This window comes from Cyanobacteria bacterium FACHB-DQ100, from assembly GCA_014695195.1.
Classification (GTDB): domain Bacteria; phylum Cyanobacteriota; class Cyanobacteriia; order Leptolyngbyales; family Leptolyngbyaceae; genus Leptolyngbya.
Genome location: JACJNW010000028.1, coordinates 135,989 through 161,031, shown reverse-complemented (window position 1 = coordinate 161,031; position 25,043 = coordinate 135,989). Strand labels below are relative to the sequence as shown.

Annotated in this window: 21 protein-coding genes; 9 read left to right on the top strand and 12 right to left on the bottom strand. The window is 49.4% G+C overall.

Annotated features, from left to right (window positions below; all coding sequences use genetic code 11):
* Nucleotides 1-990: a succinate dehydrogenase/fumarate reductase iron-sulfur subunit gene (locus H6F51_11940; protein MBD1823189.1), complete on the bottom strand. Its 990-nt coding sequence runs from the start codon at nt 988-990 to the stop codon at nt 1-3.
* Between the two features lie 417 nt (nt 991-1,407).
* Between H6F51_11940 and H6F51_11935 the strand changes: the two genes are divergently transcribed.
* Nucleotides 1,408-1,821, top strand: a complete 414-nt coding sequence (locus H6F51_11935) for an AbrB family transcriptional regulator (protein MBD1823188.1) — start codon at nt 1,408-1,410, stop codon at nt 1,819-1,821.
* 38 nt (nt 1,822-1,859) lie between these two features.
* On the top strand, nt 1,860-2,708 hold the full coding sequence (locus H6F51_11930) for a CPBP family intramembrane metalloprotease (protein ID MBD1823187.1): 849 nt from the start codon (nt 1,860-1,862) through the stop codon (nt 2,706-2,708).
* A 3-nt stretch (nt 2,709-2,711) separates the two neighbouring features.
* On the opposite strand, the gene H6F51_11925 is transcribed toward H6F51_11930, so the two are convergent.
* Complete coding sequence (locus tag H6F51_11925; GenBank protein ID MBD1823186.1) at nt 2,712-2,852, bottom strand: hypothetical protein; 141 nt, start codon at nt 2,850-2,852, stop codon at nt 2,712-2,714.
* Between the two features lie 326 nt (nt 2,853-3,178).
* Nucleotides 3,179-3,319 carry a hypothetical protein gene (locus H6F51_11920; GenBank protein MBD1823185.1) on the bottom strand — a complete coding sequence of 47 codons (141 nt, stop codon included), beginning with the start codon at nt 3,317-3,319 and terminating at the stop codon, nt 3,179-3,181.
* Between the two features lie 144 nt (nt 3,320-3,463).
* Here H6F51_11920 and H6F51_11915 point away from each other — a divergent pair, with 144 nt between their 5' ends.
* Together H6F51_11915 and H6F51_11910 are read left to right on the top strand one after the other, a co-directional pair.
* Nucleotides 3,464-3,835 carry a hypothetical protein gene (locus tag H6F51_11915; protein ID MBD1823184.1) on the top strand — a complete coding sequence of 124 codons (372 nt, stop codon included), beginning with the start codon at nt 3,464-3,466 and terminating at the stop codon, nt 3,833-3,835.
* Nucleotides 3,836-3,954: 119 nt separating this feature from the next.
* Nucleotides 3,955-4,905 (top strand): glycosyltransferase family 2 protein, encoded by a 951-nt coding sequence (locus H6F51_11910; GenBank protein ID MBD1823183.1) that lies wholly within the window; start codon nt 3,955-3,957, stop codon nt 4,903-4,905.
* 287 nt (nt 4,906-5,192) lie between these two features.
* On the opposite strand, the gene H6F51_11905 is transcribed toward H6F51_11910, so the two are convergent.
* Nucleotides 5,193-5,723, bottom strand: coding sequence for a DNA starvation/stationary phase protection protein (locus tag H6F51_11905; GenBank protein ID MBD1823182.1), 531 nt, complete (start codon nt 5,721-5,723; stop codon nt 5,193-5,195).
* Between the two features lie 274 nt (nt 5,724-5,997).
* Between H6F51_11905 and H6F51_11900 the strand changes: the two genes are divergently transcribed.
* A complete protein-coding gene (locus tag H6F51_11900) occupies nt 5,998-6,351 on the top strand; it encodes an IS1 family transposase (protein MBD1823181.1) in 354 nt (117 codons plus the stop codon).
* 34 nt (nt 6,352-6,385) lie between these two features.
* Entirely contained in the window at nt 6,386-6,628 is a 243-nt protein-coding gene (locus H6F51_11895; protein ID MBD1823180.1) for a hypothetical protein, read from the top strand.
* A gap of 2 nt (nt 6,629-6,630) precedes the next feature.
* Here the strand turns inward: H6F51_11895 and H6F51_11890 are convergent, their stop codons facing one another.
* The 7 genes from H6F51_11890 to H6F51_11860 form a co-directional block, all read right to left on the bottom strand.
* Nucleotides 6,631-7,101, bottom strand: a complete 471-nt coding sequence (locus tag H6F51_11890; protein ID MBD1823179.1) for a chemotaxis protein CheW — start codon at nt 7,099-7,101, stop codon at nt 6,631-6,633.
* A 4-nt stretch (nt 7,102-7,105) separates the two neighbouring features.
* Nucleotides 7,106-10,123 (bottom strand): hybrid sensor histidine kinase/response regulator, encoded by a 3,018-nt coding sequence (locus H6F51_11885; protein ID MBD1823178.1) that lies wholly within the window; start codon nt 10,121-10,123, stop codon nt 7,106-7,108.
* Between the two features lie 281 nt (nt 10,124-10,404).
* Nucleotides 10,405-14,610, bottom strand: a complete 4,206-nt coding sequence (locus H6F51_11880) for a GAF domain-containing protein (protein MBD1823177.1) — start codon at nt 14,608-14,610, stop codon at nt 10,405-10,407.
* A gap of 76 nt (nt 14,611-14,686) precedes the next feature.
* A complete protein-coding gene (locus tag H6F51_11875; GenBank protein MBD1823176.1) occupies nt 14,687-15,256 on the bottom strand; it encodes a chemotaxis protein CheW in 570 nt (189 codons plus the stop codon).
* Nucleotides 15,257-15,270: 14 nt separating this feature from the next.
* On the bottom strand, nt 15,271-15,636 hold the full coding sequence (locus H6F51_11870) for a response regulator (protein ID MBD1823175.1): 366 nt from the start codon (nt 15,634-15,636) through the stop codon (nt 15,271-15,273).
* Between the two features lie 16 nt (nt 15,637-15,652).
* Complete coding sequence (locus H6F51_11865; protein ID MBD1823174.1) at nt 15,653-16,879, bottom strand: response regulator; 1,227 nt, start codon at nt 16,877-16,879, stop codon at nt 15,653-15,655.
* A gap of 436 nt (nt 16,880-17,315) precedes the next feature.
* Entirely contained in the window at nt 17,316-18,986 is a 1,671-nt protein-coding gene (locus H6F51_11860; GenBank protein MBD1823173.1) for a carbohydrate porin, read from the bottom strand.
* A gap of 729 nt (nt 18,987-19,715) precedes the next feature.
* Here H6F51_11860 and H6F51_11855 point away from each other — a divergent pair.
* The 3 genes from H6F51_11855 to H6F51_11845 all read left to right on the top strand — a co-directional run bounded on the left by H6F51_11855 (nt 19,716) and on the right by H6F51_11845 (nt 22,496).
* Nucleotides 19,716-20,828 carry an ABC transporter substrate-binding protein gene (locus H6F51_11855; protein ID MBD1823172.1) on the top strand — a complete coding sequence of 371 codons (1,113 nt, stop codon included), beginning with the start codon at nt 19,716-19,718 and terminating at the stop codon, nt 20,826-20,828.
* 67 nt (nt 20,829-20,895) lie between these two features.
* Nucleotides 20,896-21,726 carry an ABC transporter ATP-binding protein gene (locus H6F51_11850; protein ID MBD1823171.1) on the top strand — a complete coding sequence of 277 codons (831 nt, stop codon included), beginning with the start codon at nt 20,896-20,898 and terminating at the stop codon, nt 21,724-21,726.
* Nucleotides 21,727-21,734: 8 nt separating this feature from the next.
* Nucleotides 21,735-22,496, top strand: coding sequence for an ABC transporter permease (locus H6F51_11845; GenBank protein MBD1823170.1), 762 nt, complete (start codon nt 21,735-21,737; stop codon nt 22,494-22,496).
* A gap of 55 nt (nt 22,497-22,551) precedes the next feature.
* On the opposite strand, the gene H6F51_11840 is transcribed toward H6F51_11845, so the two are convergent.
* A complete protein-coding gene (locus tag H6F51_11840) occupies nt 22,552-24,996 on the bottom strand; it encodes a DUF4912 domain-containing protein (GenBank protein MBD1823169.1) in 2,445 nt (814 codons plus the stop codon).
* Between the last annotated feature and the right edge of the window lie 47 nt (nt 24,997-25,043).

The following is a 25,043-nucleotide window of genomic DNA, read 5'->3' as shown; positions in this document are numbered from 1 at the left end:
TCAGCTTCTTGATTGTGCTTCAAATGCTTGGACAGATTCAATCAGCGATCGTATCGTTTTCGTTCCTTCCGACTTTTCAAATCCAAGCGGAAACTTCCGTCGCTGGAGCATTCGCAATCCGAGCGGTGCAAGACTCAATAATCCGGGTAAGTCCCTGAAGTTATTGGCAACTACTTTTAAGCCAAACAGCCGTTCATCAACCCAACCGCCTTGTTTGACCAGATTAATTAGCGTTCTGCGATGACGAATCGATCGACTTTCTTGAACTGTTTCGCTGTCTAAAATTGCGTTTTTAATCTTGCCGATTTGATCCATTGGCGCAACTTCCATCGGACAAACTGCATTGCAGAAATAACAGCGCGTACAGCCCCAAACACCGCTTGTTCCTTCGTTGTATCGCTCTAGGCGATCAACGGTGCGATCGTCGCGAGAATCTGCCACCATTCGATACGCTTTGGCTAGGGCATGAGGCCCGACAAAATTCGGGTTCACTTCTCGCGCATTACATTCCGAATAGCATGCCCCACACAGGATACAATTGCCGGTCTGATTCAGCTTGTCGCGCTCTTCTGGAGACTGGAGAAACTCGCGCTCTGGCACTTGACGGGCTGCCGTACTCACATACGGATCAACCGCTTTCAAGTTTGCCCAGAAGCTCGACATATCCACAACCAAATCTTTGATCACGGGCATATTTCCCATCGGCGCGATCGTGATTTCTGGAACTTCTGCATCCGGGGAAAATCGAGCCACTTCACTGCCGACATTCTCTTTGCAAGCGAGCGCCGATCGTCCATTAATTCGCATCGAACAGCTTCCACAAATCGTATTGCGGCAGTTTTTTCGATAAGCAAGCGTTCCATCTTGCTCCCATTTAATTCGGTTAAGGCAGTCGAGAATTGTATTTCCAGGCTCAACTTCTAGCGAGTATGATTCCACCCGTGGAGCGGCATTCTGATGCTGCCGGACAATCTTAAAGACGACTTGCATTCTGCCAACCTCGCAAAAACAACCAAGAGCGACACAAATCAGAACGCTTACAGACGGCTGATCCAAACCTAGTTTAACACCGCCGTTAAAGGCAGGTGTGATCGCATTAAACTTGTTTTCCGTTTCAGATTTCTGTTTAAAACTTCGATACACCTGAACAGTTTCTGCGGGATAACTCTAGTTGTTTTCTGACATTGGGAAGAATGAATTGTTTAGTCTTCTGAATGCTTTAATTCATTACGATCGAGAAGCACGGCACAGATCAACTGTAAGAATGAATCAAAAAGATTAATACCAGAACGAATTATTTCAGGTCGCTGTTCAAAAACAAACATTTGAGGATATATTTTACTAAGTCAAACATTTAAGATTGACGCTAATACCCATTTCAGAAATCGAAGGGATATTCTGTAGCAGATGAGTGAACCTGCAACCGCCCCATTAACTGGGAAGGCGCTACTTCAAAAAGTAAAAGAATTGTCACATCTGCCCCGTCGAGAAACGGCAAAGCGATGTGGCTACTACACCGTTACGAAGAACAATCAAACGCGAGTCAATTTGACCGATTTCTACGATGCTTTGCTGGTCGCGAAAGGGCTTCCTCTCGATCCAGAAGGCACCAAAGATGGTCGAGGACGCGAACCCACGTATCGCGTCAGTGTTCATCAAAATGGGCAAATTGTCATTGGAGCCGCTTATACAAAAGCAATGGGTCTAAAGCCTGGCGATGAGTTTGAAATTAAACTCGGCTATAAGCACATTCACTTGATTCAGCTTGATGGCGATAAAGCAAGTAAAAATGGTGCAGTTGATGAAGGAGAGGCAAATTAATTGCTCTTCCTCCAACTTCATTTCAATTGGGTTTGATTATGAACTTGTTTCCTATCTTGATCGATGCAACTGCGTTTGTTAAGAGTCTTTCACAAGCGCCTGCATTTATTCAGATAGGATTCTTTTTTCTGATTTGGGGATTGGTGTGGTTGCCGATCGCGATCCCTATTGCGTTCTTTGTGAAGTGGAGACCTTTCGCGCCGCTAGAACTGCAACAAAAATTGCCGTTGGTTGCTTCACTTTACCTGCTTGCGCCACCAATTTTGTGGAAAATTGCCGCGCTAAAGCGAGTTCCCTTTTCTACATTTGGTATCAGTTTGAATACTGATCTTTTGACTTCGACTGCACTCGGATTGGGCATCGGAGCGATCGGAATTCTGGTTTTATTCGGTGTACAAACTGCGATCGGTTGGATTCATTGGAACCCTGAGAGCTGGCGAAAATGGCTCACGGCAAGTTTACCGACGCTGTTACTTGCACTCTGGATTGGATTTACCGAAGAATTGGTGTTTCGAGGATTCTTCTTTGGTCAAATCGCCTCTGATTTCTGGTGGGGCGCGATCGTCTCCAGCCTGATTTTTGCAGTCCTACACCTGATTTGGGAAGGCAAAGAAAATATCCCACAACTGCCGGGACTAACGCTAATGGGCGTTGTGCTGTGCTTAGCGTTCGTTCAAAACCAGAACAGCATTGGTCTACCCTGGGGACTTCATGCAGGCTGGGTGTGGATGATTGCGAGTTTAGATGCAGCAGAGATTTTGAGCTATGACGAAACTGCCCCAGAGTGGTTAACGGGGATCGATCGCAAACCCCTGGCTGGAGTGTTGGGATTGTCGTTTCTATTGGTGACAGGGTTGGGAATTGAAGTGTTCTGGCGAGCGCTCTAGCCGTCAAACTTCGATAGGGGTGAAACCATTTTCGGTGCGGTGCTGACTGGATTGAACGCAATATCCCCCAAACTTACCCGCTTTTAGCGCGTAGTGTTTTACGCCTTTCTGTCCATAGAAACCTAATGCTTTGCCGTACTGCATGAGGCCCTGAAGGTAGCAAATAATGTTAAGTTTTGTTACGCTAGTTATTTATCTAGCATCGTAAATCTATCCCAGGATATACTCTTACAAACTTACCTTTGTTGTAACGACACATTGCTGAATCTTTGGGAGAAGAAATAATCCGTGTACGACACTACCAGCTTAGACCTCGAACAAGAATTGAGCAGACTTACCTGTGCATTTGCAACTCGTAACACTGAGATTGGCAAAGCCGTGATCGCAAACCCCTGGCTGGAGTGTTGGGATTGTCGTTTCTATTGGTGACAGGGTTGGGAATTGAAGTGTTCTGGCGAGCGCTCTAGCCGTCAAACTTCGATAGGGGTGAAACCATTTTCGGTGCGGTGCTGACTGGATTGAACGCAATATCCCCCAAACTTACCCGCTTTTAGCGCGTAGTGTTTTACGCCTTTCTGTCCATAGAAACCTAATGCTTTGCCGTACTGCATGAGGCCCTGAAGGTAGCAAATAATGTTAAGTTTTGTTACGCTAGTTATTTATCTAGCATCGTAAATCTATCCCAGGATATACTCTTACAAACTTACCTTTGTTGTAACGACACATTGCTGAATCTTTGGGAGAAGAAATAATCCGTGTACGACACTACCAGCTTAGACCTCGAACAAGAATTGAGCAGACTTACCTGTGCATTTGCAACTCGTAACACTGAGATTGGCAAAGCCGTGATCGCAAACCTTAGAAGCCGCCTCACTCTTCGAGAGGTTGCAGGAATGGTGATCGTCAGCTTGGAGCGCTTAGTGTGGACAGACCAATTAGCATTCTGCTGGGCGGTTGAGAATGTAATTCCCGGCTATGTAATGCGAGAAATTCGCCGAATTACATCTGTTACGATTTATCGCCGTTTGATTACGCAGGGCTATCAGCCTGGACAAGATTTTAGTATGGACGGTAAAGGACAAGTCCTGCTGAACAAGCAAGCGAAAACTGCAATTTTTGCTGGCTAAATCTCTTAATTAAAGAAGCATAGGACTCCATCGCGAAGTTCGATCGAGTCCTATTTTTTATACTGCTTCTGGGCACATTATGGAGACATCCACTTTGTCCCTGTATTTTGCCTCTCCGTATGCTACCACTGGATTTTACTGTTGCAATTCGGGCGTTTAATGCCGCCGATCGCCTCCCTGCCTTACTCGACAAGCTTCAATCGCAACAAAATACAGAATCAATCCGCTGGGAAGTTCTGATTGTCGATAACAATAGCACTGACAACACCGCTGAAGTTGTGCAAGCCTACCAGTCAAAGTGGAAAACCTGTGATCTGCGGTACGTGCTTGAGCGAAAACAGGGAGCCGCGATCGCTCGCCGGCGTGCAATTCAAGAAGCAAAAGGCGCTTTCATCGGCTTTCTCGATGATGATAATCTTCCTGCGGAGGATTGGGTCGCCACTGCATCCGCTTTTGGACGGGCTAACCCAAAAGTAGGAGCTTATGGAAGCCAGATTCACGGCATCTTTGAAGTTGAACCTCCACAAAATATCCGTCGAATTGCGTTGTACTTTCCAATCATCGAACGCAAAAACCTGCTTCACTTCGACACCTACAAAAAAGGCTTACCCCCCGGCGCTGGATTAACCATTCGTAAGCAAGCATGGCTTGATCATGTCCCAGAAAATTTGATTTTTCAGGGGCCGGTCAAGGGATCATTAGCGACCAAAGGGGAGGATATTGAAGCGCTTCACCACATGAGGAATGTAGGTTGGGAAGTATGGTACAACCCAGAGATGCACATCTATCACTACATTCCAAAGTGGCGATTAGAAGCCGCATATTTACTAAAGTTTCTCAAATCAACGGGACTAAGCCAGCATCGCTTCCGAATGCTCGGTTATCCGGTTTGGCAGCGTCCTTTGGTCTTCCCACTGTTGCTGCTTAACGATCTCCGAAAAATCGTGTCTCACAAACTGAAGCATCGCGGCTCTAAAGATCTGGTTGCTGCTTGCGAGTTGCAATTTCTAATCGGTAGATTTCTTAGCCCGTTCCACATCTGGACACGACTTCTGACGCAGGGAAAGTAAGTCCCGCGATCGCGGCTTTAGCTAGTTCGTCACGGCTTCTAGCTTGCGATCAAATTTTATTCAAACAAGTCTTGACGTTTGTTCTCAATTAGCCTATTCTCTCTTCTTGAGAGGAATTTGCAACAGCGCAAAAAAATCTCTTCCCTGTCATTTGAGTAACGGAATTGCAATCCCTACTCGAACGATAGAGAAGAGGCGGCACGTTGGACGGTAGAACCGCAACTTGTTAATTGCGCGAAATTATGGATATTCAAGGAGGAATACACACAGCCAACGTAACAAGCACTCTAACGCTTTAAGCTATCAGGTGCGAGGAAGTGAGAGATGTGAAAGGCTCGGTCTTCAGTTGTCAGCAAGATTTTTTCGAGCAGGTAGCGCGTTGCACGATCGCCCACGCTTTCCGCTTGAGCCGCTTGCCGACGCAGCAGATCGATTACCGCTTGCTCACCCACTAAATCATGCTCCAGCATTGATCGACAGCTATAAGCTCCATCTGGCTCAGGCGCAAAGCAGCACAGCTCAGCGAGCTTCGAGAAACTCGCAACCGGAACGCCGCCCAACCCTTCTAGCCGCTCACCGATTTCGTGGGCGTGTGTCTGAACCGCTTCGTAACTTTCCTGAAAAAATTGATGTAAAGAGTAAAATTCAGCCCCTTCGACCACAAAATGATGCTTTTGATACTGCAAATACAATGCTTGAAAACTAGCCAACAGCGCATTCAACCCTTCACAAACAGGTTCAGTCACCGTGCGCTCTAGAGAAATTGGATTATCAACAATCTGACCAAAAGGACGCATTAGAACTTGAGTTTCAGACATTCTATTCTCCTGATCAATGAGAAAATTCGGTACACCAACCACAACGCCTCAAAAGGAATGCAGTCTGCCTCTTCTGGACATTACCAGCAAAGACAGGAGCGGCTTACTTACCCACGATTGACTCATACTTTCCAATGAAACGCAAGTTCGAAACGGTATCGCTTTAAACGATTCCTTATACTAAATGAGAAATTATCTTGTTTTATTCAAATCATCAAAATTACTGTTTCCCTGCACATTAGCCCTGTAAAAGATAACGTTGCACACTGAAGTAATGAATTGCCCTCAATGTGGTTCTACTCATATCAATAAAAACGGGCACTGTCGCGGTAAACAAAACTATCGATGTAAAAATTGTGGTCGTCAGTTCGTTGAATCGCGCTCAGCACGAGGCTATTCAGAAGATGCCAAACAGATTTGCTTGAAAATGTATCGCGATGGCATCGGGTTCAGGGCGATCGGTCACGTCACCGGGATCAGTCATAACGCCATCATCAATTGGGTAAAGCAAACAGAGTCAGATGACCCACCCGATTCTCCTGAGATAGATAAACAGACTCCAGCCATTGGGCAATATCCTTACAAAAGTGTGCAGCTTGCAGCATTTTTGAGACCCTGTATCTCGTAACTATTGAAAAAGATTCCTGATTGAAAAACCGCGAATGAATTTAGATCCTGCATCCTCTGGGTTCCTGTTTACGATCAAAGGCTGCGATCGCTGGCAAGTGTATCGTCGCCTCTGCGAACTCGAAATTTCCTGTTCTTGTGCTGCCCATCAACCCCTAATCGTTCATATCGAAAGCACGATCGCGCTCGTCCAACTGTGGAGCGTGATGAGACAAGCCATCATTCCACGTCAGGTGTTAGTCGATTGGTTAGAGGACTGCTGGAAGTGCCGCTTCTGAGTTCAACGACTTGCGCCTAAGCAGGCAAACAACCGCTCAATTTCCAGCAGAAAGACTGCGAGTGTTGCTTTTCCTTGGGGCAATACGACGACTTGACTGGCGATACTGAGAGGATGACCTTGGCGATAAGGCGCGGGTAACTGTCGAATCGCGGTAGCATCCACTTCGATCAAATCCGGCGGTGCATCCACTCGAATTGCACAGAGTTCTGCTTTGATTTTCGCAATGACCAAGAAGTCACCTGCCTGATCTGTTGAAGCTAGACCTAATTGCGATCGCAGATTCAGCACCGAAAGCGTCTGCTGTCCCACTGGAAAAAGTTCAAGCGGTTCTACGGGGCGCGATCGCAAGTCATCTGGACAGTTGACAACCCGTAAAATGCGATGGAGCGGTAAACCGAATCGATAGCCTGCGATCGCAAAAATTATCAATCGAACCGTTTGTTTCTGGTTCAGAGTTTGAGAAGTGTTCATAGACTTACTGCACCACCTTTGCGTTGATCAACTGTTCGACTAGCTGAAGTAATTCACCCTGGTCATACGGCTTAGTGAGATAGGCTGCCGCGCCGAGCTGCTTTGCCAACTGCTGATGTTTTTCGCTGGTGCGAGAGGTGAGCATGACGACTGGAGCCTGGGACGCTTGCTTGTACCGCTTGAGAAATTCAAAGCCATTGAGACGCGGCATTTCAATGTCACAGGTAATCAGTTGAATCTCAGGATGCTGCTGTAGCTGCGCGATCGCCTCTAATCCATCTTGTGCTTGAATCACTTGATATCCTGCGCGGTTGAGTGTTGCTGCAACGGTTTGCCGCACCGTGAGCGAATCATCAACGACTAATACGGTTTTTGCAATGAGTGTAGATTGAGTTGGGACAGCGTTAGACCTCGCTTGATTTCGCTCGACTAATGCGACCGCATCGATCGCCAAGAGCGATCGACCATCGCCTAGAACACTACAGCCATAGATGTAGCTGGGTGGTGTGAGCGTATTTCCCACAGGTCGTAGTACCAGTTCTTGTTCTCCAAGTACGCGATCGACCTCGATCCCAACCCAAGTATTCTGATGCCTGCAAATCAGAATCGATGAGGTCAGCGCCGGAACAGTTCTAAGCTCCTCAGTTGAATGTAGCGCCGCTTGGAGGCTGATTAATCGGTTCGTGTAAGTTACAGCATCAGAGAGTGAATGAATTGGAACAGTTTGTTTCTCGTCTTCATAGCGCCAATGTAAAACGCGCTGCTGTCCCAGTTGTTCGACCTCTGCGCTACTGGGCGACACGATTCGGATTACGTCCTCAGAGATCATGCCGTAGATTGCGTGTCCTGCTTGGCATACCAGCAGTCTCGCGCTGATCAGGGTGAGCGGCAATTGCAATGAAAAAGTTGTCCCTTGGTTGGGTTCTGAGGTAATCGTCACAGTGCCGCGCATCGCTTGAATTTGCGATCGCACCACATCCAGTCCAACGCCCCGCCCGGACAAGTCTGTGACTTGCTCAGCCGTCGAAAAACCAGGCTCAAACAGCAGGTTTAGAAGTTCAGATTCGGAGCAGCGATCGACGTAGCAAGAAGGCAGTCGTCCTTGTTCAAATCCACGCTGACAAATTTTTTGTAAATCTAAGCCGCGCCCATTATCCTTGACTTCGATCACCGTCCGATTGCCTTGCTGATAAGCACGAACTTCGATTTCACCGATCGATTTTCCTTGCTGCGATCGCAGTGAATCAGGCTCGACTCCATGATCAAACGCATTGCGAACTAAGTGCAGCAATGGATCATAAAGCTTTTCTGCAAGGGCTTTATCGACCATTACTTCGGTTCCAGCTAACCGCAAGTTCACGGTTTTGCCATAAGTTTCGCTTAGTTGTTGCACTACAGCAGGCAAGCGATTGAAAATGGTACCGATCGGCATCATCCGAACCGTGATCAAATCATCCCGTAGATTGGATAACAGCCGCCCTTGCTTACCCCGCGTCAATCGAGACTCTCGCGCTAGGAATCCGATCGCTTCTGCTACGGTTTCAAGCTGCTCTGCTTCTGTCACAGCTCTCTGTAGGCGCACATAAAACTCATTGTATCGATCGAGTTCAAGCGGATCGAATTTCTGCTTCAAATCGCTGTTTGTTGCGAGAGAATGACCTCCTCTAGCGAAGCGCTCCGGAGCAATAGATGCCCAGTCTTTCAACTGCGATAGCATCTGCTGATGCCGATTCAGCCGATCGACCAAATCGACCAGCATCACTTGCAACTGTTCATCTTGAAGCAATTGCTGATTCTGATAGATCAGGAGTTCACTGGTAATCAAGTTCAGCGACTCTAAATTGGCTAGGTCAACCCGAATGGTATCTGAGAGCGTGGCTTTTTGAGCAACGGACTGCGGGGGAGCCGCTACCACAGGCGGAGAAACGGTTAGGGCAGCATGGTTTGACGCATCGTTTAGAGCGGGTTCTGCGTCCCAGAATTCCATGTTTGAACTTGAATCCTGGAGGTTTGAATCCTGGAAGTTCAAATCCTGAAAGCCTAAATCCTGAAGTTCGGCCTGTGCCGCAAACTCGGTGGCAAGTTGTTCAAAGGCAGGATCAACGGTAAAGAGGTCATTTGACTCAGGAATATTTTGAGAAGGTTCGGGTTTGACTGTGGGAGGATTGAGCAGCGATCGTCGGAGAAACCGCTTTAATCTTGTCCAAGCGCTGGGGACAGAGTCATTCGGCTTCTGGCTCAGTCCTGCAAACTGCTTGAGTGCAGTTGACACTTCACCGCCTGAAACTCGATCGCCGCTGAGAACCGCACTCTGTCCTTGGCGAAAATCGCTCAGTGCCGCTTTAGCAATGTCCTGCACTCGATCGGGTTGGCGTTTGAGTGCGGTTAAAGCTGTTTGAGCGATCGCGCCAAATCCCTTTAAACTGAGCGATTCTGCTAATCCTAAAAATACTTCTGCCTGCGTTTGTAGGGTTTCGGCGATCGCGGTTGAGTTTCCTGCTGCGAGTACACTTTCTAATTGCTCAAGCCGTTCCTGTACTCCAGTTTCAAACATCGACTGAACGAGATCAAACCCCAACTCTGCCGAGGTTGGTATCGCAGCATCTGCATCAAAATGCCGACCCAGCTTTTTGCGAATCTGAGAAAAAATTGCCTCTGCTCGATTTAGTACCTCTGCTTCTTGACAACTCACTCCCGCGATCGCTGCCGTTATGGGCATTCGTAGACAGTCGTACCCTTCATATAGCAAAGCTTCTAGCCCTGCATCGATCGTGACCTCCGGCTTAAACAACGCCTTAAAAACATCTTCAAACGAGTGCGCGATCGTTTTGACACTCTCAAATTCAACGCTGGCGGCGGCTCCTTTGAGCGTGTGAGCCGCTCTCATCAGTTCATGCACTTTAGCGGCAGAGCGATCTTGACGCAGCGAGAATAAATGTTGCTCGATCGACTGCAGTAAATCCTGCGCTTCTGTCAGAAAGTACGAGTAAGTTTGTTCACGGAGTTTAGCATCAGACATCATAGGGAACTCAAAGCACTAAAGTTGGGCAACAGAATGCTAAAGGGAAGTGAGTTCGACAAAAGTTTTTGGCTGCGTTTGAATCTGCGGGTCGCCCCCTAAATCCCCCATTCATGGGGAACTTAGAGCAAAGCCATTCCCAAATCTGGGGGAGTTCTCCGACCTTCAGAGTTCCCCAAAATGGGGAATTTAGGGGGCACGACTGAGCATCAACGAAACGAAAAAATCCGTCGAACTAGCGTTAAAGGGATAGCGTGCGGCATCTGCACTCTATCCCCCACTCCCTAACTCACCTTGAACTGTGTCACGCTGACTTGGAGCTGCTGAGCTGTGTTTAGCAACTCCTGGAACGAGGTCGAGATTTGATTCGACTGTTCAGAATTCTTATTTGCTAAATCTGCCACATCTGTCATCGCCTGCGTCACTAATTTCGATTGTTGAGTTTGCGCTTGCGTTGCCTCGGTGATTGCGTAGACCAATTGACTAATCTGCGCAGTCGCGTTGATGATCTCGTTTAACTGTTGGCGAGTCTCGTTAACGAGTCCAGTTCCGTTGACGACTTGCTGAATTCCTGTGTCCATTGCAGTTGCGACCGCGCTTGTTTCAGACTGAATCTCCTGCGATAGTTTTTCGATTTCGCGGGTTGCCTCAGCCGATTGTCGCGCCAGCGATCGCACTTCATCTGCCACCACCGTAAAGCCTCGCCCGTACTCACCAGCGCGGGTTGCCTCGATCGAAGCGTTTAATGCGAGTAACTGCGTTTGCGTCGTGAAATTGCTAATCAAACTCACCACTTTCGAGATCTTCTGCGAGGATTCACTCAGGCGCTTAATTTTCTTGCTCGTTTCCGCTACCGTCTCTCGAATCGCCAGAATGCTATCAACCGTGCGGTTCATCGCTGCATCGCCCGATCGCACAGTTTGGTTGGCTTGCTGGAGTGCCGTTTCAACCTGTCGAGCATTTGCCGCGACTGCTTGCGTTGAACTCACCATCGCTTGAAGCTGATCGAGCGCGCGTGTCACTTCCTGTAGCTGTTCCTCGGCTTGTTCAGTCAGCTTTGCAATCGCAGTGCTGCTGCTATGAGAGGTGTTCGTCACCTGAGTTGCAGAAGTCTGCACCTGAGTCACGATTTTGCGTAAGCTTTGAATGGTGTTGTTGTAAGCGTCGGCGATCGTTCCCACTTCGTTCTCAACGACTGGAACCCGAACCGTTAAATCCCCAGAGAACACAGGTCTCACTGCGGTCAGAAGTTGAATGACTTGGGTTTGCAGTTGTTCTTTTGCCATTTTCTCGCGCTGTGCTGCTTCGGCAAGTTGTTCAGACTGGATTCTCAGCCTTTCGAGGGAGTTAACTTGCTCTAGTACCACGCCAAGCTGCCCAGCAATCTGATTGAGTAAGGCGACATCTGCGTCTTCCCATTGACGAGGGCCGTTATTCTGGTAAACCGCTAGAATTCCCCAGAGTTCTTGTTTGCTAAAAACGGGAACCAGGACATATGCCCGCGCCTCAAACTTCTCTAAAAGCTCAACGTGGCAAGGATCGTGACCTGCATTGTAAATATCATCGATCGCTAAGCTCTCCCGGTTGCGGTATCGCCCGCCTTTGGTGTCGCGCAGATGAGTATCTTGCACGTTTGTTCCAATCTCGCTGCCAACCAGCTTGCTCCATCCTGCGGATACCGATTCATAGACAAAATCACCGCTCCAGTCTGGATTAAAGCGATAGAGAGCAGCTCGATCGACTTTAAGAAATTGCCGAATATCCTGAGTGATCGCCTGAAAAATCGAATTGACATCCGAGGACTGATGCTCCAAATCGATCGGCTGGCGAATGCGATCGCTGATCTTTGACAGAATTTTTTCCCGTTCAGCTTGCCGTTGAATCTGCGAGAGATACTCAGACTGCTGAATTGCGACCCCTAGCTGTGCCCCAAGTTGAGCCAGCAAATTAATCTCTGACTCTTCCCAATGACGTGGAGCGTTATTCTGATACGCCCCCATTAGTCCCCAAAGCTTCTGCCCTGCAAAAATGGGCACAATCATGTACGCCTTAACTTGAAATTGTTCCAGCTTCTCGGTGTGACACGGCAAGTGCCCCGCTTTATAGATATCATCGACTGCAATGCTTTCATTGTTGCGGTATCGTCCGCCCTGAGTCTCCTGCAAATGCGTGTCATCCCAAGTTGTTTGAAAATCAGCCCCAACTAACCGCGACCAGCCTGGTGTAATCGATTCTGAGACAAATACACCGCCCCAGTCCTCATTAAAGCGATAAATTGCGATGCGATCGGTTTGCAAAAATTGTCGAATCTGCTGAGTGGTCTGTCCAAAGATTGTCTCAATGTCGCTCGATTGGCGAATCCGCTCCAGCACCGACTTATTCACTTGGTCGATCACACGAATGAAGTTGCGTTCCCGTGCTGCTGCTTTTTTCAGTTGTTCCGTTTGAGCTTCAACCTGCTTTAAATATTCTGCTTGCTGAATCGCCACCCCTAGCTGAGTTCCAATCTGAATCATCAAGCTAACTTCAGAATCATCCCAGTGCCGGACTCCTGAATTTTGATAGGCTGCTAGCAAGCCCCACAGCTTTTCTCCTTGCATGATCGGAACAATGATGTAGGCTTTTGCTTGGTAGCGTTCTAGCACACCGAGATAACACGGCGAAAATCCAGCTTTGTAGATATCCGAAACGGCTCTAAAGTTTGTGCCTTTTGCGTATGCACCCCCTTGAGTTTGTTGTAAATAGGTGTCGATCGATTTGGCTCTACCTATTGTTTTGATATCACAGTCGCTGGCGTTTTCTTTGAAGACGGCGTTCTCAAGCTGCTCTTCCATCAGTGAAATCCAGCCTGGTACAACCGATTCTGCAACAAATTCACCACTCCAATCCGGGCTGAACCGATACACACAGACGCGATCGGTGTTGAGAAACTGTCGAACTTCTTGAGTTGCAGTTTTAAAGATTGTATTGAGATCGAGCGATGTACGAATCTTATCAATCACTCGTGCCGCAGCGCGTTCACGCTCAGATACTTTTGCAAGTTGCTCGGTCTGCGATCGTAGCTGTTGAAGATTTTGTGCTTGTTGAATCGCCACGCCTAACTGTAATCCCAACCGGGACATCAGCGAAATTTCTGCATCTTGCCAATCGCGAGAAGCCGAATTCTGATACGCCGCCAACAAGCCCCAAAGCTTCTGATTCTGCAAGATGGGGACAATCACATAAGCTCTTGCTTGATAGCGTTCTAGCATCTCAATGTAGCAAGGTGAGAAGCCCGCCTCATAGATATCGCTTACGGCTCGAAAAGCAGTGGGATTCGACAACTTGCCGCCCTGCGTTTGCTGGAGATAGGTATCGGTAGTGCGGGCTGAACTATTGCCTAGCTGCTTAGCGCTACATTCACTGATGTTCTGTTTGAGGATGGGACTATCGATTTGTTCTTGAAGCAGCGAAGTCCAACCCGGAGCAGTCGATTCTGCCACAAATTCACCGCTCCAGTCCGGTTCAAAGCGATAAAGGCTGACGCGATCGACTTTGAGAAGCTGACGGATTTCTTGGGTGGTCGTCCGAAATACAGTGTCGAGATCAAGCGATCGACGAATGCGATCGATTACTTTGAAGATCGCTTTTTCCGCTTCATTTTGCTGCGTCAGCTTTGAGGAAAACTCTGACTGCTGTAGATTGATCGTGAGTTCCAAACAAAGCTGGTGCAGGAGGTTAATCTCAACTTCTTGCCACACCCTGGAGCGGGAACATTGTTGCAGAATCAGTAAACCCCAAGCTTGACCCGACACCCGAATCGGTAAGCTTAGACTTGCTTTGACTTGCAGTTGTTCGAGCAGTTGATGTTGGTACGGCATCAAATCGACACGATTGACATCTTCAACAACGACCACTTGATGCGTCACATAGTCTTCGGGCTGATCAAAACAAAAACAAGTCAGTGAAGGGGTTGCTCCTAGCGCGGGTGTCCATCCTCGCACTACCGATTCGGCAATGATCGATCCTGTGTCTTGAGCGTTAAACCGATAGATTAGGGCGCGATCGGCTTGCAGGGTTTCGCGGGCAACTTTGACAAAGACCTTCATTAAAGCGTCTATGTCAGTGATCAGGCGCATCTGAGCCGCGATCGTCGTAAGCTGCTTGCGGTGATCGCGCAGTTCTCTTACCCCGCCCTGCTGCTTGGGCTGAACCGCCGCAAATTCTGCAACCTGGCGAAATAAATTTTGAATGTTAGGTTTCTCAAGGAGTCCTGCCCGCTTGAGTTCCGATTTCAATCCCGTCAGCGCCGTTACAACTTGTTGGAGATCGCGTCCTGTCTCCTCTGAGTTGGTTTGACTTGCGCCATTGCCGTTTGTGTAGGTAGCGACGGATTCGGGGGTTGGCGCAGGCTCGATCGCAGCATTTCTACCGCTCATCCCATTCACCTCAACGGGAGTCTCTGAGAGGAAAGCTGTAAATTCTTCGAGCGTGGGTTCTGCGGAAAACATGGAAGACAAATCCAGGGTAGGTTCAGAACGATGCGATGCAGACATAGAAAGACTCCGGAGGCTAGGGGTAGAAAAGTTAGATTGAAGCCTGTGAATGTAAAGCTGGATCTTGCAAAATGGCAGCAGTGCTTAAGACAATGCTATGGTCATGCCCAAAATATCCCTTGATAAAAGCAGCGAGGGGCTGAGCAAACAGATCCGGAGAGGGATGCACCAGTTTCTCTGGATCATGTTCTTCAATTTCACCGATCGCTTGAACCGTTAAACCGAGCCATTTGCCTTGGAACTGCACGACGATCGCGTTCAAGATAGTCAGGGATTGTGCGGGCTGTAAGATCTCGTCGAATCCAAGCTGGTAAAGCAGATCGACAAGCCAAAGCGCTTCGCCGCGCCAGTTTGACAATCCCAACACACAAGCGCTCATTTGCGGTACAGGCAAGACATCCAGAATTGAAATGGCCTGTACGGCAATGATGTCTTCTAGCGGTAGCAGCATCGAGTGAGATTGGTTCAGGTGAAACCGCAAAAATTTCTCAAGCGGTTTGATCTCGACAGGTGGATTCAGCAACGATTCCAGGCTGGCGATCGAAGCAGGCTGTGGGACACGCAATGGTGCCCATTCCAAAGGAGCAGCCATACCAACCATACTGTGCGCCTCCGTTAAATTACCTTGAGATCGCGAATCGTGCTGAGCAGTGTAGCGGGATTAACGGGTTTGGGAAGATAGGCATTTGCGCCGAGCAGGTTGCCCCAGATCATATCGACTTCAGTATCTTTGGTTGAACAAATCACGACAGGAATTTGCTTCGTTTTAGGGTCGGACTTGAGTTCGCGGCAGAGTTCAAACCCGCTTTGTCCAGGCAAGATCACATCTAGCACAATTAAATCAGGAGTTTGAGCCGTCAGTTTGGTTTGGGCTTCTTCACCGCTTTGAGCGCTCACTACGGTCAGTCCCGCCCTTTGCAGGTAAACCGTCAAAAGCTGCATCTCAGTCACACTATCTTCAACTAGCAGTACCGTTTTCATTCGCTTCTCCGCATCGTTAACTATCAATCGGCAGGGCTTTTCGCGCCACGGTTAACACCCGATCGGCATCAACTGGCTTGGCTAAAAATCCTGATGCCCCGACAAACTTTGCCCGGACTCGATCTATGATTCCGTCACTGCCCGTCAAAATAACAATCGGGATATCTTTAAAGGCAGAAACCCGACGAACTTGAGCACAAATCTCGTATCCGTTGGCAATCGGCATGACCAAATCCAGAAAAATTAAGCCAGGTTTTTTCTCCAGCAGGACGGGCAATGCTTGAATCGAGTCTTGGATGCCGACAAACTGATAGCCTGCCTCTGTAAGAATGCGCTCCATGAGCTGGCATTCTCTCTTGCTGTCGTCGATGCAGGCGATTAGCGGGGCGCGGTTTGAGCCTGCGATCGGCGGTGAGGAGATAATCCGCTGGGGTTGGCTTTTTTGGGGTGCGCTGTTGCTAGAGGGGTTGGATTGGATAGAGCCAGAAGTTGGTGTACTCGGTTGGGCTGTTCCCGGAAGCGCCAGATCGGGAATTTGGATCAGGGCAACCAGTCCTTTGCGGTACAGGGGCACAAGCACGCGCATGAATTGCAGCAAGTCTTGCTTGGTCAACATTGCCAGATCCCGCAGAGTCCGCCGACCATCGATGAGCGAAATGAGCATTTTATAGAGTTTTTCTGGGGTGTGTTCTTGCAGTTGCTCCGGATGGCGCAGAACAGGTGCAAGGTTGGGAGAATGATCTGCAAATCCCAGCGATCGCCAAGTATTCCATTGTTGCTGCACTTCATTGAGAAGATGTTCAGCGTTGAGCAGTGCCAACGATGCTTCTGGCATGTCTTGAGCATCGGTTTTGAAGGTGACGGGTCGGGTTTCTTCCTGCTGAATGATGTCGAATAGGATTTCTTTGACGGTGCTGCGGATCAGCGCAACCGCTTGTTCTGGATTGATTTGCTGGCATTTTGCCAGGATATTCAAAGCTTGATAGTCCTGACAGAGCGTATCTGTGGTGGAGGGAAGCGCGATCGCGCTAGGACTGAGGTGGGGACAATGCTGGGTGAGATAGCGATGCCAGCGACGGTGAGGATGTGGCCCACCCGTTGCCCAGATTAATCGCCCCATATAGAGGTATAGACTCCACTGTTGCCCACTACCAAAAACATCTAACCGTCCACTAAAGTGCATTCGGCTGCGAATGCCAAGCAAACCGCTAGGAGAATCGGTTGAAGAATCATCAACTAACATACCTGACTTCCCCATATTCAGGGTCTTACCATATACCCAAAGCTTTCTCTATATAGGTTTCCCAAGCGCCGCAATAAACTTACTCCCGTTAAACGAAACATCCGAAAGACAGAGGAGGATTCAATTTGCATCTACCTAAAGGCAGAGATAAGAATTATGTGATTAATCTTGAATTTGATTTGTGAATGTTACACAGTGATTTGTGAATGCGGCTGATATTTCGGCTTCTTTAAAAAATTCAATTCTAGTGAAAAATACATTTGAGCAAAATTACATTAATGTCCGGCAGAGATACCCGCTGTTCTGGTCTTCTTGAAGAATAAAATTGCGAGAAGCACTGCTTCGCTCGCATACTGCCCAGAGAAAGAACTCGCAGGAAAACCCCTCCTGGTGCTCTAGGAAATCAGAAGGGGAAACTGCCGAAATGACAGCAGCACTAGAAGGTAAACTGCGTCCGAATATTGCCAATAAACACAGTGGAATTGCTGTTAAAGTTATTGGCGTTGAAAATGGTGTAGAACGAAGGCACGATCGCGACGTTCGGACTGAGGGGATAGAAATAAGACAGTTCTAAGTCATACTGCGTTCCCCCATCGCCGCCACCAGAGAGCAGAAACTCACGCCCGCCGATATAGTCGTATGGCATTACGAAGGAAATGACACCCAAGGCACCTTTTTTACCCAAGTCGGGAAATCCTAAACCCACCTGGAAGGATTGCACTCGCACATCTCCACCTGCTCTGACTGGGTTGACCGGATTCACATCGGTACGCCCGTAGGAGTAGCGCCCAAACACGCCAAATCTGGGTGTGATCAACCAGTCAAAATTGGCAATAAACGCATCCGATGCCGACTCTTGCAAGGCTCCACCAAATCCATCATCCACATAGCCGTAAGGCACAGGTTCGCCGGGCGAACCCCCGATAAATCCAGCAGCGGTGGGATTGAGGTTCGATCGAGTATATAAGAATCGGAAGTTGAAGCTCGGTGTGGGTGAGTAGGCGAGTTCTGCACTAATCGTGTTTGTGGCGCGGAACAGTCCTCGCGCTGGATCGCTTGAGGTGTTGAATCCGGCGGCGGGGTTGAGAAACTCGGTGTTTTCTCCAAGATATGCGGTCGTGAAGCGGAGTTGGGGCGTAATATTCCAAATTACAACGGCACCGGAACCTCGATCGACTGCGTTCGAGAGGGTACTGCCATTTGAGTTAAAGCTGCCTGCACCAGTGAGAAAAAAGGTAAAGCGGTTTTGATCAAAGTAGCGATAAAAATTCAAGCGTGGCCCGAAAGCAATGCGAACGCTGTTATTGACTGGAAACGAGTAGAAGAGTTCACGCACTGAAACCGATCCGGTGGTCAGCACTCCGGTCTGATCGAGAAAGGGAGTTCCCCAGGAGTTAAAAAATCCGGCAGAGACAAGCTGGTTTGCTGGAGAGTTGCCGTTTCCAGAGACGAGCTGTGTGACTAACTGATCTCGTCCTGTGAACGAGGTGTTGAGGTTCAAAAACGCATAGTAGCTGAAGGTAATATTCGGCTGCCCACGCAGCACTCTTGAGGGAATTCGCGCTCCACCTTGGCGAACCGGGGGCGCGATCGCATTTCCAGGAGTCGCGGGGTTACGCTCTGCGGTGATATCGCCTGTAGGAAAAGCCCCAGTTAAGTTAAAAAAGACGTTTCCGGTTAGCTTTGTGGTGGTTGAGAATTGCTGCCGTTCGAGGGTTGTGGCTCTGGCTTCTAGGGCATCCACTCGTCCGCGCAGGGCTGCTAACTCTGTGGCAAATTGTTCTTGCAGCTTTTGCAGTGTGTTGAGGTCTTCTTTCTTTACCAGGTCAGCGGTCGAAGCGGCGATCAGCTCGTTGATTCGATTGAGACACGCATTCAATCCGGCGGCAAATTCGTAGCGAGTGGTGGCTCGATTGCCGCGAAAGGTTCGGTCTGGATACCCAGCGATACACCCATAGCGCTCAACTAGAGATTGCAATGCTTGAAATGCCCAGTCGGTTGGTCGCACATCCGATAGCTGCGAAACGGAAGTCACTTGACTCATATTAGGAGTAACGCGCTTCGGCTCCGGTGCGCTCAGTTCCGCGACGGTTCCTACGCGCTGCATTCCACTGGCGGGCTGACTGGGGGATAAGTTTAACTGAGTAGAAATTGACTCGATGCTGGGGCTTTCCACATTTGCAGAGGGCTCAGCAGATTTTAAATTTTCTTTGACCTTCAAGCTGCTGAGTTCATCTTGCTCTGCTTTCTCCTTGATCGCAGGTTCAGCCACCGCAATAGACACCAGCCCGAAATTTGCCGCCAATGCAGCAGCAGAAGCTAACAAAAGCCGCTTACGCATAGGGTTCACTCACTCCTCTTCACACTGGGCAGTATGCCGTATACAAACACATCTACAGATACTGCGAGGTTGATCTAACCTTCTGTCATCTGCTATACCTCTACAGCGTTGAGAGTAAACTCTATAAACCTCCGTGTAGGAAGTCGCTGAAAGGCTTGAATCAAAGTATCGATGCAGCTTGATGCAGCAAATAGTCTTTGCATAAGAGTTTTGAAACCGGAGTTTTCCTGCTCTTAAGAAAAGTTTAAGCAGGTGTCTTGAAAGACAAGAAGCATGGTACATCGTATCGAGATAACACCCTGCAAAGAAGTGATGTATTCTGTATACAGCGTTACATCAAGGGGTTGAGCTACTGCCCCATATTGTACTTTGGCGCTGCATCCACCGTTTTGATATTGACTTGGAGCGGTCGGCTGAAGCGTTGCTTTTCAAACTCAATGCCCCTCTTTTGTTGATCGCGAACCTATCGACGATCGCTGCTCTTGGAGAAACACTGTGAAGAAAGTATCAAAGCAACTATCCAGTTTGTCACTCATTGCCGCCGCAGTGGTTTTGTTTGGCGGATGTTCTCAACAAACACCAACCACAACTGCCGCTGGCGGCTCGGCATCGAGTCCTGTGGCAAATACTCAAGACCTAAAAAACGTCCGAGTGCAACTTTCATTCTTGAAACAAAGCTTAGATGCGCCGCTGATTTTGGCGATGAAAAATGGATACTTTGCTAAAGAGGGCTTGAATGTTACCTATGAGCGCGGATTCGGCAACGCCGACACCATTAGCAAACTGGGCACTGGAAAATTTGATTTGTCCTTCAGCGATATGTATAACGCGCTGGAGTTTAATGAGAAGAACCCAAATGACAAGATAATGGCAGTTGCAGTGACGCAGAATCGAGCACCATTTGCAATCTTGGCACTCAAAGATAAAGGCATTGCTTCTCCCAAAGACCTCACAGCCAAGAAACTTGGTGCGCCCGCAGGCGATGGCCCCCGCAAGTTGTTCCCAGTGTTTGCCAAGCAAGTCGGAATTGATCCGAACTCGGTAGAGTGGACAACAATGGAGCCAAGACTGCGAGAAAGCTTTTTGCTGCAAGGGCAAGTCGATGCGATTAGCGGATTTGCAACCTCGGCTCTGCCTGGATTGCTCAAAGGGGGTAAGAAGCTAGACGATATTAATGTGTTCTACTACAACGACAACGGGCTTGAATTCTACGGCAACACCATTCTGGCAAAAGCAAGCTTTGTCGAGCAAAATCCTGACACGATCAAGGCATTTGTCAGAGCCTATATGCGTGGGCTTCAAGATACGTTAAGAGATCCGAGCGCAGCACTTGACGCAGTGATGGCATCCGATGACTCGAAGCTGATGGATCGCGAAGCTGAGAGAGTGCGCTTGCAGGTTGCGCTCGATCGCATGTTGTTAAGCCCTGAAGTGGAGCAGAACGGCTTAGGAGCCGCCGACCCCGCACGACTTGAAAAAACGCTGAAACAGACGGCTGAAGGATTCGGGCTGAAGACAACGCCTGCGGTTGCCGATATCTTTACCGATAAGTTCTTACCGCCGAAGGAACAGCGAACCGTCCCGACCGATCGCAAACCACTAACCTAAACCGACCGGTAGGCTGAGCCTTGTGCTTAGCCTTTTGCTTTTATCCACCTTACACTTTCTTACAGCTATGGTTCAGCCCCGCACCGATTCTCGATCGATCAGCTCTGATTCAGCCGATGGACAGCCGCTGTTAGAGTTTGACAACGTAGGGTTAGAGTATCCGTTTGAAGGCTCAATGCGCCGGATTATTCAGGAAGTGAACCTATCGATTCACCCAGGCGAGTTTGTGTCGTTTGTGGGGCCGAGCGGTTGCGGTAAGACCTCGATTTTGCGGATGGTGTCGGGGCTGAGTCCGGCTCCGATCGGCGAAATTCGCTATCGGGGAACGCCGATCAAAAAACCACTGCGGAATACTGGGATTGCGTTTCAGAATCCAGTGATGCTGCCGTGGCGCAATACGATCGACAATGTGATGCTGCCCTTAGAGATTGCTGAGCCGTATAAAAAGAACTTTCGCCAGCGCAAAGCAGAATATATTCGCATGGCGCAGGATCTCCTCTCAACCGTGCGGCTGCAAGATTTTCAGAAGCAGTATCCGTGGCAGTTGTCTGGAGGAATGCGACAGCGGGCATCGCTGTGTCGATCGTTGATTCACAGTCCAGAGATTCTGCTGCTGGATGAACCGTTTGGAGCGCTGGATGCGTTTACCCGTGAGGAAATGTGGGGAATGCTGCAAAGCCTTTGGATGCGAGTGAAGTGCGTCGGCATTTTGATCACGCACGATCTACGTGAAGCCATTTTTCTGTCGGATACGGTTTACGTCATGGGGCCGCGTCCCAGTTCAATTATTTACCAAGTCAAGATTAATCTTCCGCGTCCGAGAACGCTGGAGATGGAACTGAGCGACGAGTTTAATCACTACTTCGCCAACATTCGTAAGCACATTCACCACAGCTAGGATTCATTATGGAAAAATTCTTTAAGTCAAAGTCCGCTGGCTTTGTACTTCCTTTTGTTGCAACCATTCTACTGTTTGTGGTTTGGGAGTTGGCGGTGATTATCTTTAAAATCCCGCCGTTTAACCTACCTGCACCCACCAATATTTTGAATGCGCTGATCAACTTTGCGCCTCAGTTGCTTGCAAACGCAACGCGGACACTTTGGACGACCATGCTGGGATTTGTGATTGCGGTCGGAGTGGGAGTCGTTTTAGGATTTATCATCGGCTACTCAAAAGTAGCTTATCTCACTCTATACCCGCTTCTGGTTGCATTCAACACGATTCCGAAAGCAGCGTTAGTTCCTTTATTAGCGATTTGGTTTGGGGCGAATGAAATACCAGCAACGTTAACGGCGTTTTTGCTGGCGTTTTTCCCGATCGCGGTCAACGTCGCTTTAGGCCTAGATACGGTTGAACCGGAGATGAAAGATGTTTTACGGGCATTGGGCGCAACTCAGGTCGAAACCTTCCAGAAGGTGGGATGGCCCCACACTTTGCCGTACATCTTTGCATCGCTGAAAATTGCGGCATCGTTCGCGTTTATCGGTACGGTGATTTCTGAATCTGTGGCTTCTAATGCGGGCTTAGGATTTTTGATTGTTCAAGCCACCGCAGATTTCAATGTCCCACTTGCATTTGCAGCGCTACTAATTTTGGCGTTAATGGGGGTATTGCTTTACTGCTTCTTTGTTTTGCTGGAGAAGAAAGTGATTTACTGGGCGCGATAGGATTGCGATACTAAAAAAGCGGTGGGGCATAACCCTCACCGCTTTTTTTATGACTCTAGTTAGCTGAGACGTGGGCTGGAGTCGATCGTGCCAGTCGAGTCCATTGCTGATTCACATCGACATAGCCGACTTCGGCAACGTAGGTGCGATCGCTCATCGGAATCGGCACATCGCAACTCAGCGCCATGTCGTCGATGTCAAGCTGCTCGTAGCGCTCAGGCAGACTCGCGCCGCTCTCGGTAACATCATAAAGCCGTAACACCAGGTTCTCACTGCCCGTGAGATTAATGCGGGAGCGCAGCGATCGGGGTAAATCCCAAGTTGCATAAGCCCAGCGAGAATTGCGCGGCGTGAGAATCAGCCGACCTTCATTCTTTTCTGGCTGCACCGCAGGTGCGATCGTCTCACCTGTGATAAACGAATCGCTGAGGTTGCTCTCAGGGGTAGTGTCGGTTGTGAATGATGCGGTTTCTGGGGGAGGCGCTGCTGTCCGTGGCGCGTCTGCCTGATGCCGACCAGAAATGAAAGACCAAGCGGCAGTTCCTGCTCCAGTGGCGGCGGCTCCGCCTGCTTGAGTCACGTTGCTAGCGGTGTCCGCGATTCGATCGGTCATCTGTTGCAACCAGCTTGGGGACTCGGTGGAGGGTTGCGGTGCTTCAGTTGGGAATTCAGTCGTTGCAGGCTCGACCGCTGTATTTTCAATATCGCGATCGTCTGACAACACGGCTTTCGCTGAGTCTACGGCATCTGGAGCAATGGCATCACTGCTAGTTACAGTGGTGCTTCTGACCGAGCCAGGATTAGCAGCGGGAACGCGTACGTGAGTCGATCTCGCGAGGCTAAGCCACTGATTGTAGCCCGTGAGATAGCCAATTTCGACGAGATAATCGCGATCGCTCAGCCCGATCGGCAAGCGTTGACGCTGGGTAAGTTCGTCACAGTCAATCTGCTGAACGCTGTGCGCGGATTGATGAGACAAATCGATATTCGTGACATCGTAGAGCCGCAGGGCTAATTTTTCGCCGCCCTGCTGCCGCGCCGCTTGTCGTTCATCGTTGGGGATGTCCCAAAAGGCTTCGACTTCTTGAGAACTACGGGACTTGAGTACCACGCGGCTCTGGTTGGGGCGGTTGCTGAACGCCGCCCAGGTGGCTGCTCCTGCACCCAGCGCCAGTGAATCTGCGCTCAAGTTGCCAAAGGCACGATCGGTTGTATCCTTTGGAGCGAAATCAAAATTGCTCGGCTGCCTGGAGGGTGCTTCTCCCAACGAAGGCGCTGACATGCCGTTGGCGTTGTGCAGCGGATCAAAGCCGCCTTCAACATAGGGTGCGCCGTTCACAGAGGGTGCGTCCGGGTCGCTTGAATAAGGAGGCGGAGTAAAGGAGCCAGTTTCGTTACGCGCTTGATCGGGCGGACTCAAGCGATCGCGGGTTGCGGCAGGGCGAGGGCGACGACCTCTCGCCAACATCCAGAGCAAGGCGGCTCCTGAGCTGATCGGGAGCAGCCACCAGAGCCAGTGCGGTAGTCCAGTCTCAGGAGTGGTTCCGGCGGTATTTTCGCGAGGAAAGAGGAAAGCGAGAGGATTGCCGTCGCCTTCACGACTGCCTGAAGAAGCCGCTCCGGTCGTGGCAGACTTTTCGCCAGGGTTCTTCTCTGCAACTCCAGCTTTCGCGATCGCCGTTTGTCCAGGAGCACTGGTCGCCAATCCTAGAAACGCTTGAACGGCTGGATTCGCGCCATCTTTGTAGACATAGTAGAGCGATTGAGAAAAGGGGTAGCGCGCATCGGTTGGTTTTACGCCGTCCATTGCGATCGCTCTCACGCCAGGTCGGTTTTTGAGCTGGTTCGCGGTCGCGTAGCTGATGCCGTTATTACCCAAGTTGGCAGCGACGGCTTGAATCGTGTCTTGTTTGAGTTTGAGCGCGGTTGTGCCAGTTGTAAATTTCCCTTGCTTAAAGGCGGGATACTCTTTGAATGCTTGGCGCGTGTCGCTGCCATCAGGACGATCAACGAACTTAATTGGGGTGTTCTGTCCGCCAACTTGTGACCAGTTCTTGACTTCGCCACGGAAGATTCTCGCAAACTGGTTAATCGTTAAGCTTTTTGCGAACGGGTTATTTGCGCCGACAAGGATTGCAATTTTGTCGCGTCCCATCAGGACGGATTTTAAGCCCTGAGCTTTTTCGGCTTCGGTGAGGGGACGGGCGATCGCGGCGATATCGGTTTTGCCGTTGAGCACCGATTGAATGCCAGTGGATGCGCCGTTGGCAGCAAGACTGACTTTTGTTCCAGGGAATTGCTGTTCAAAGCGCTGCTTCAGAACCGTGTTGACGGCTGCCATGCTGCTAGAGCCATCGACGCGAACGTTGGTTCCTTGGGCAACAGAAGCCGGAAGTTGAAATGCAGGCGACTGCGCTCGAACCCACTGGACATCTACAACCGTCGCTGTAGTTAACAGCAGCGTCAGACCAACTGTGGAGGAGTAATTTTTATGCACCATATTTCTGTGACTCTGGTAGCAAAAACTTCTTTACACCGTTGCAGTCC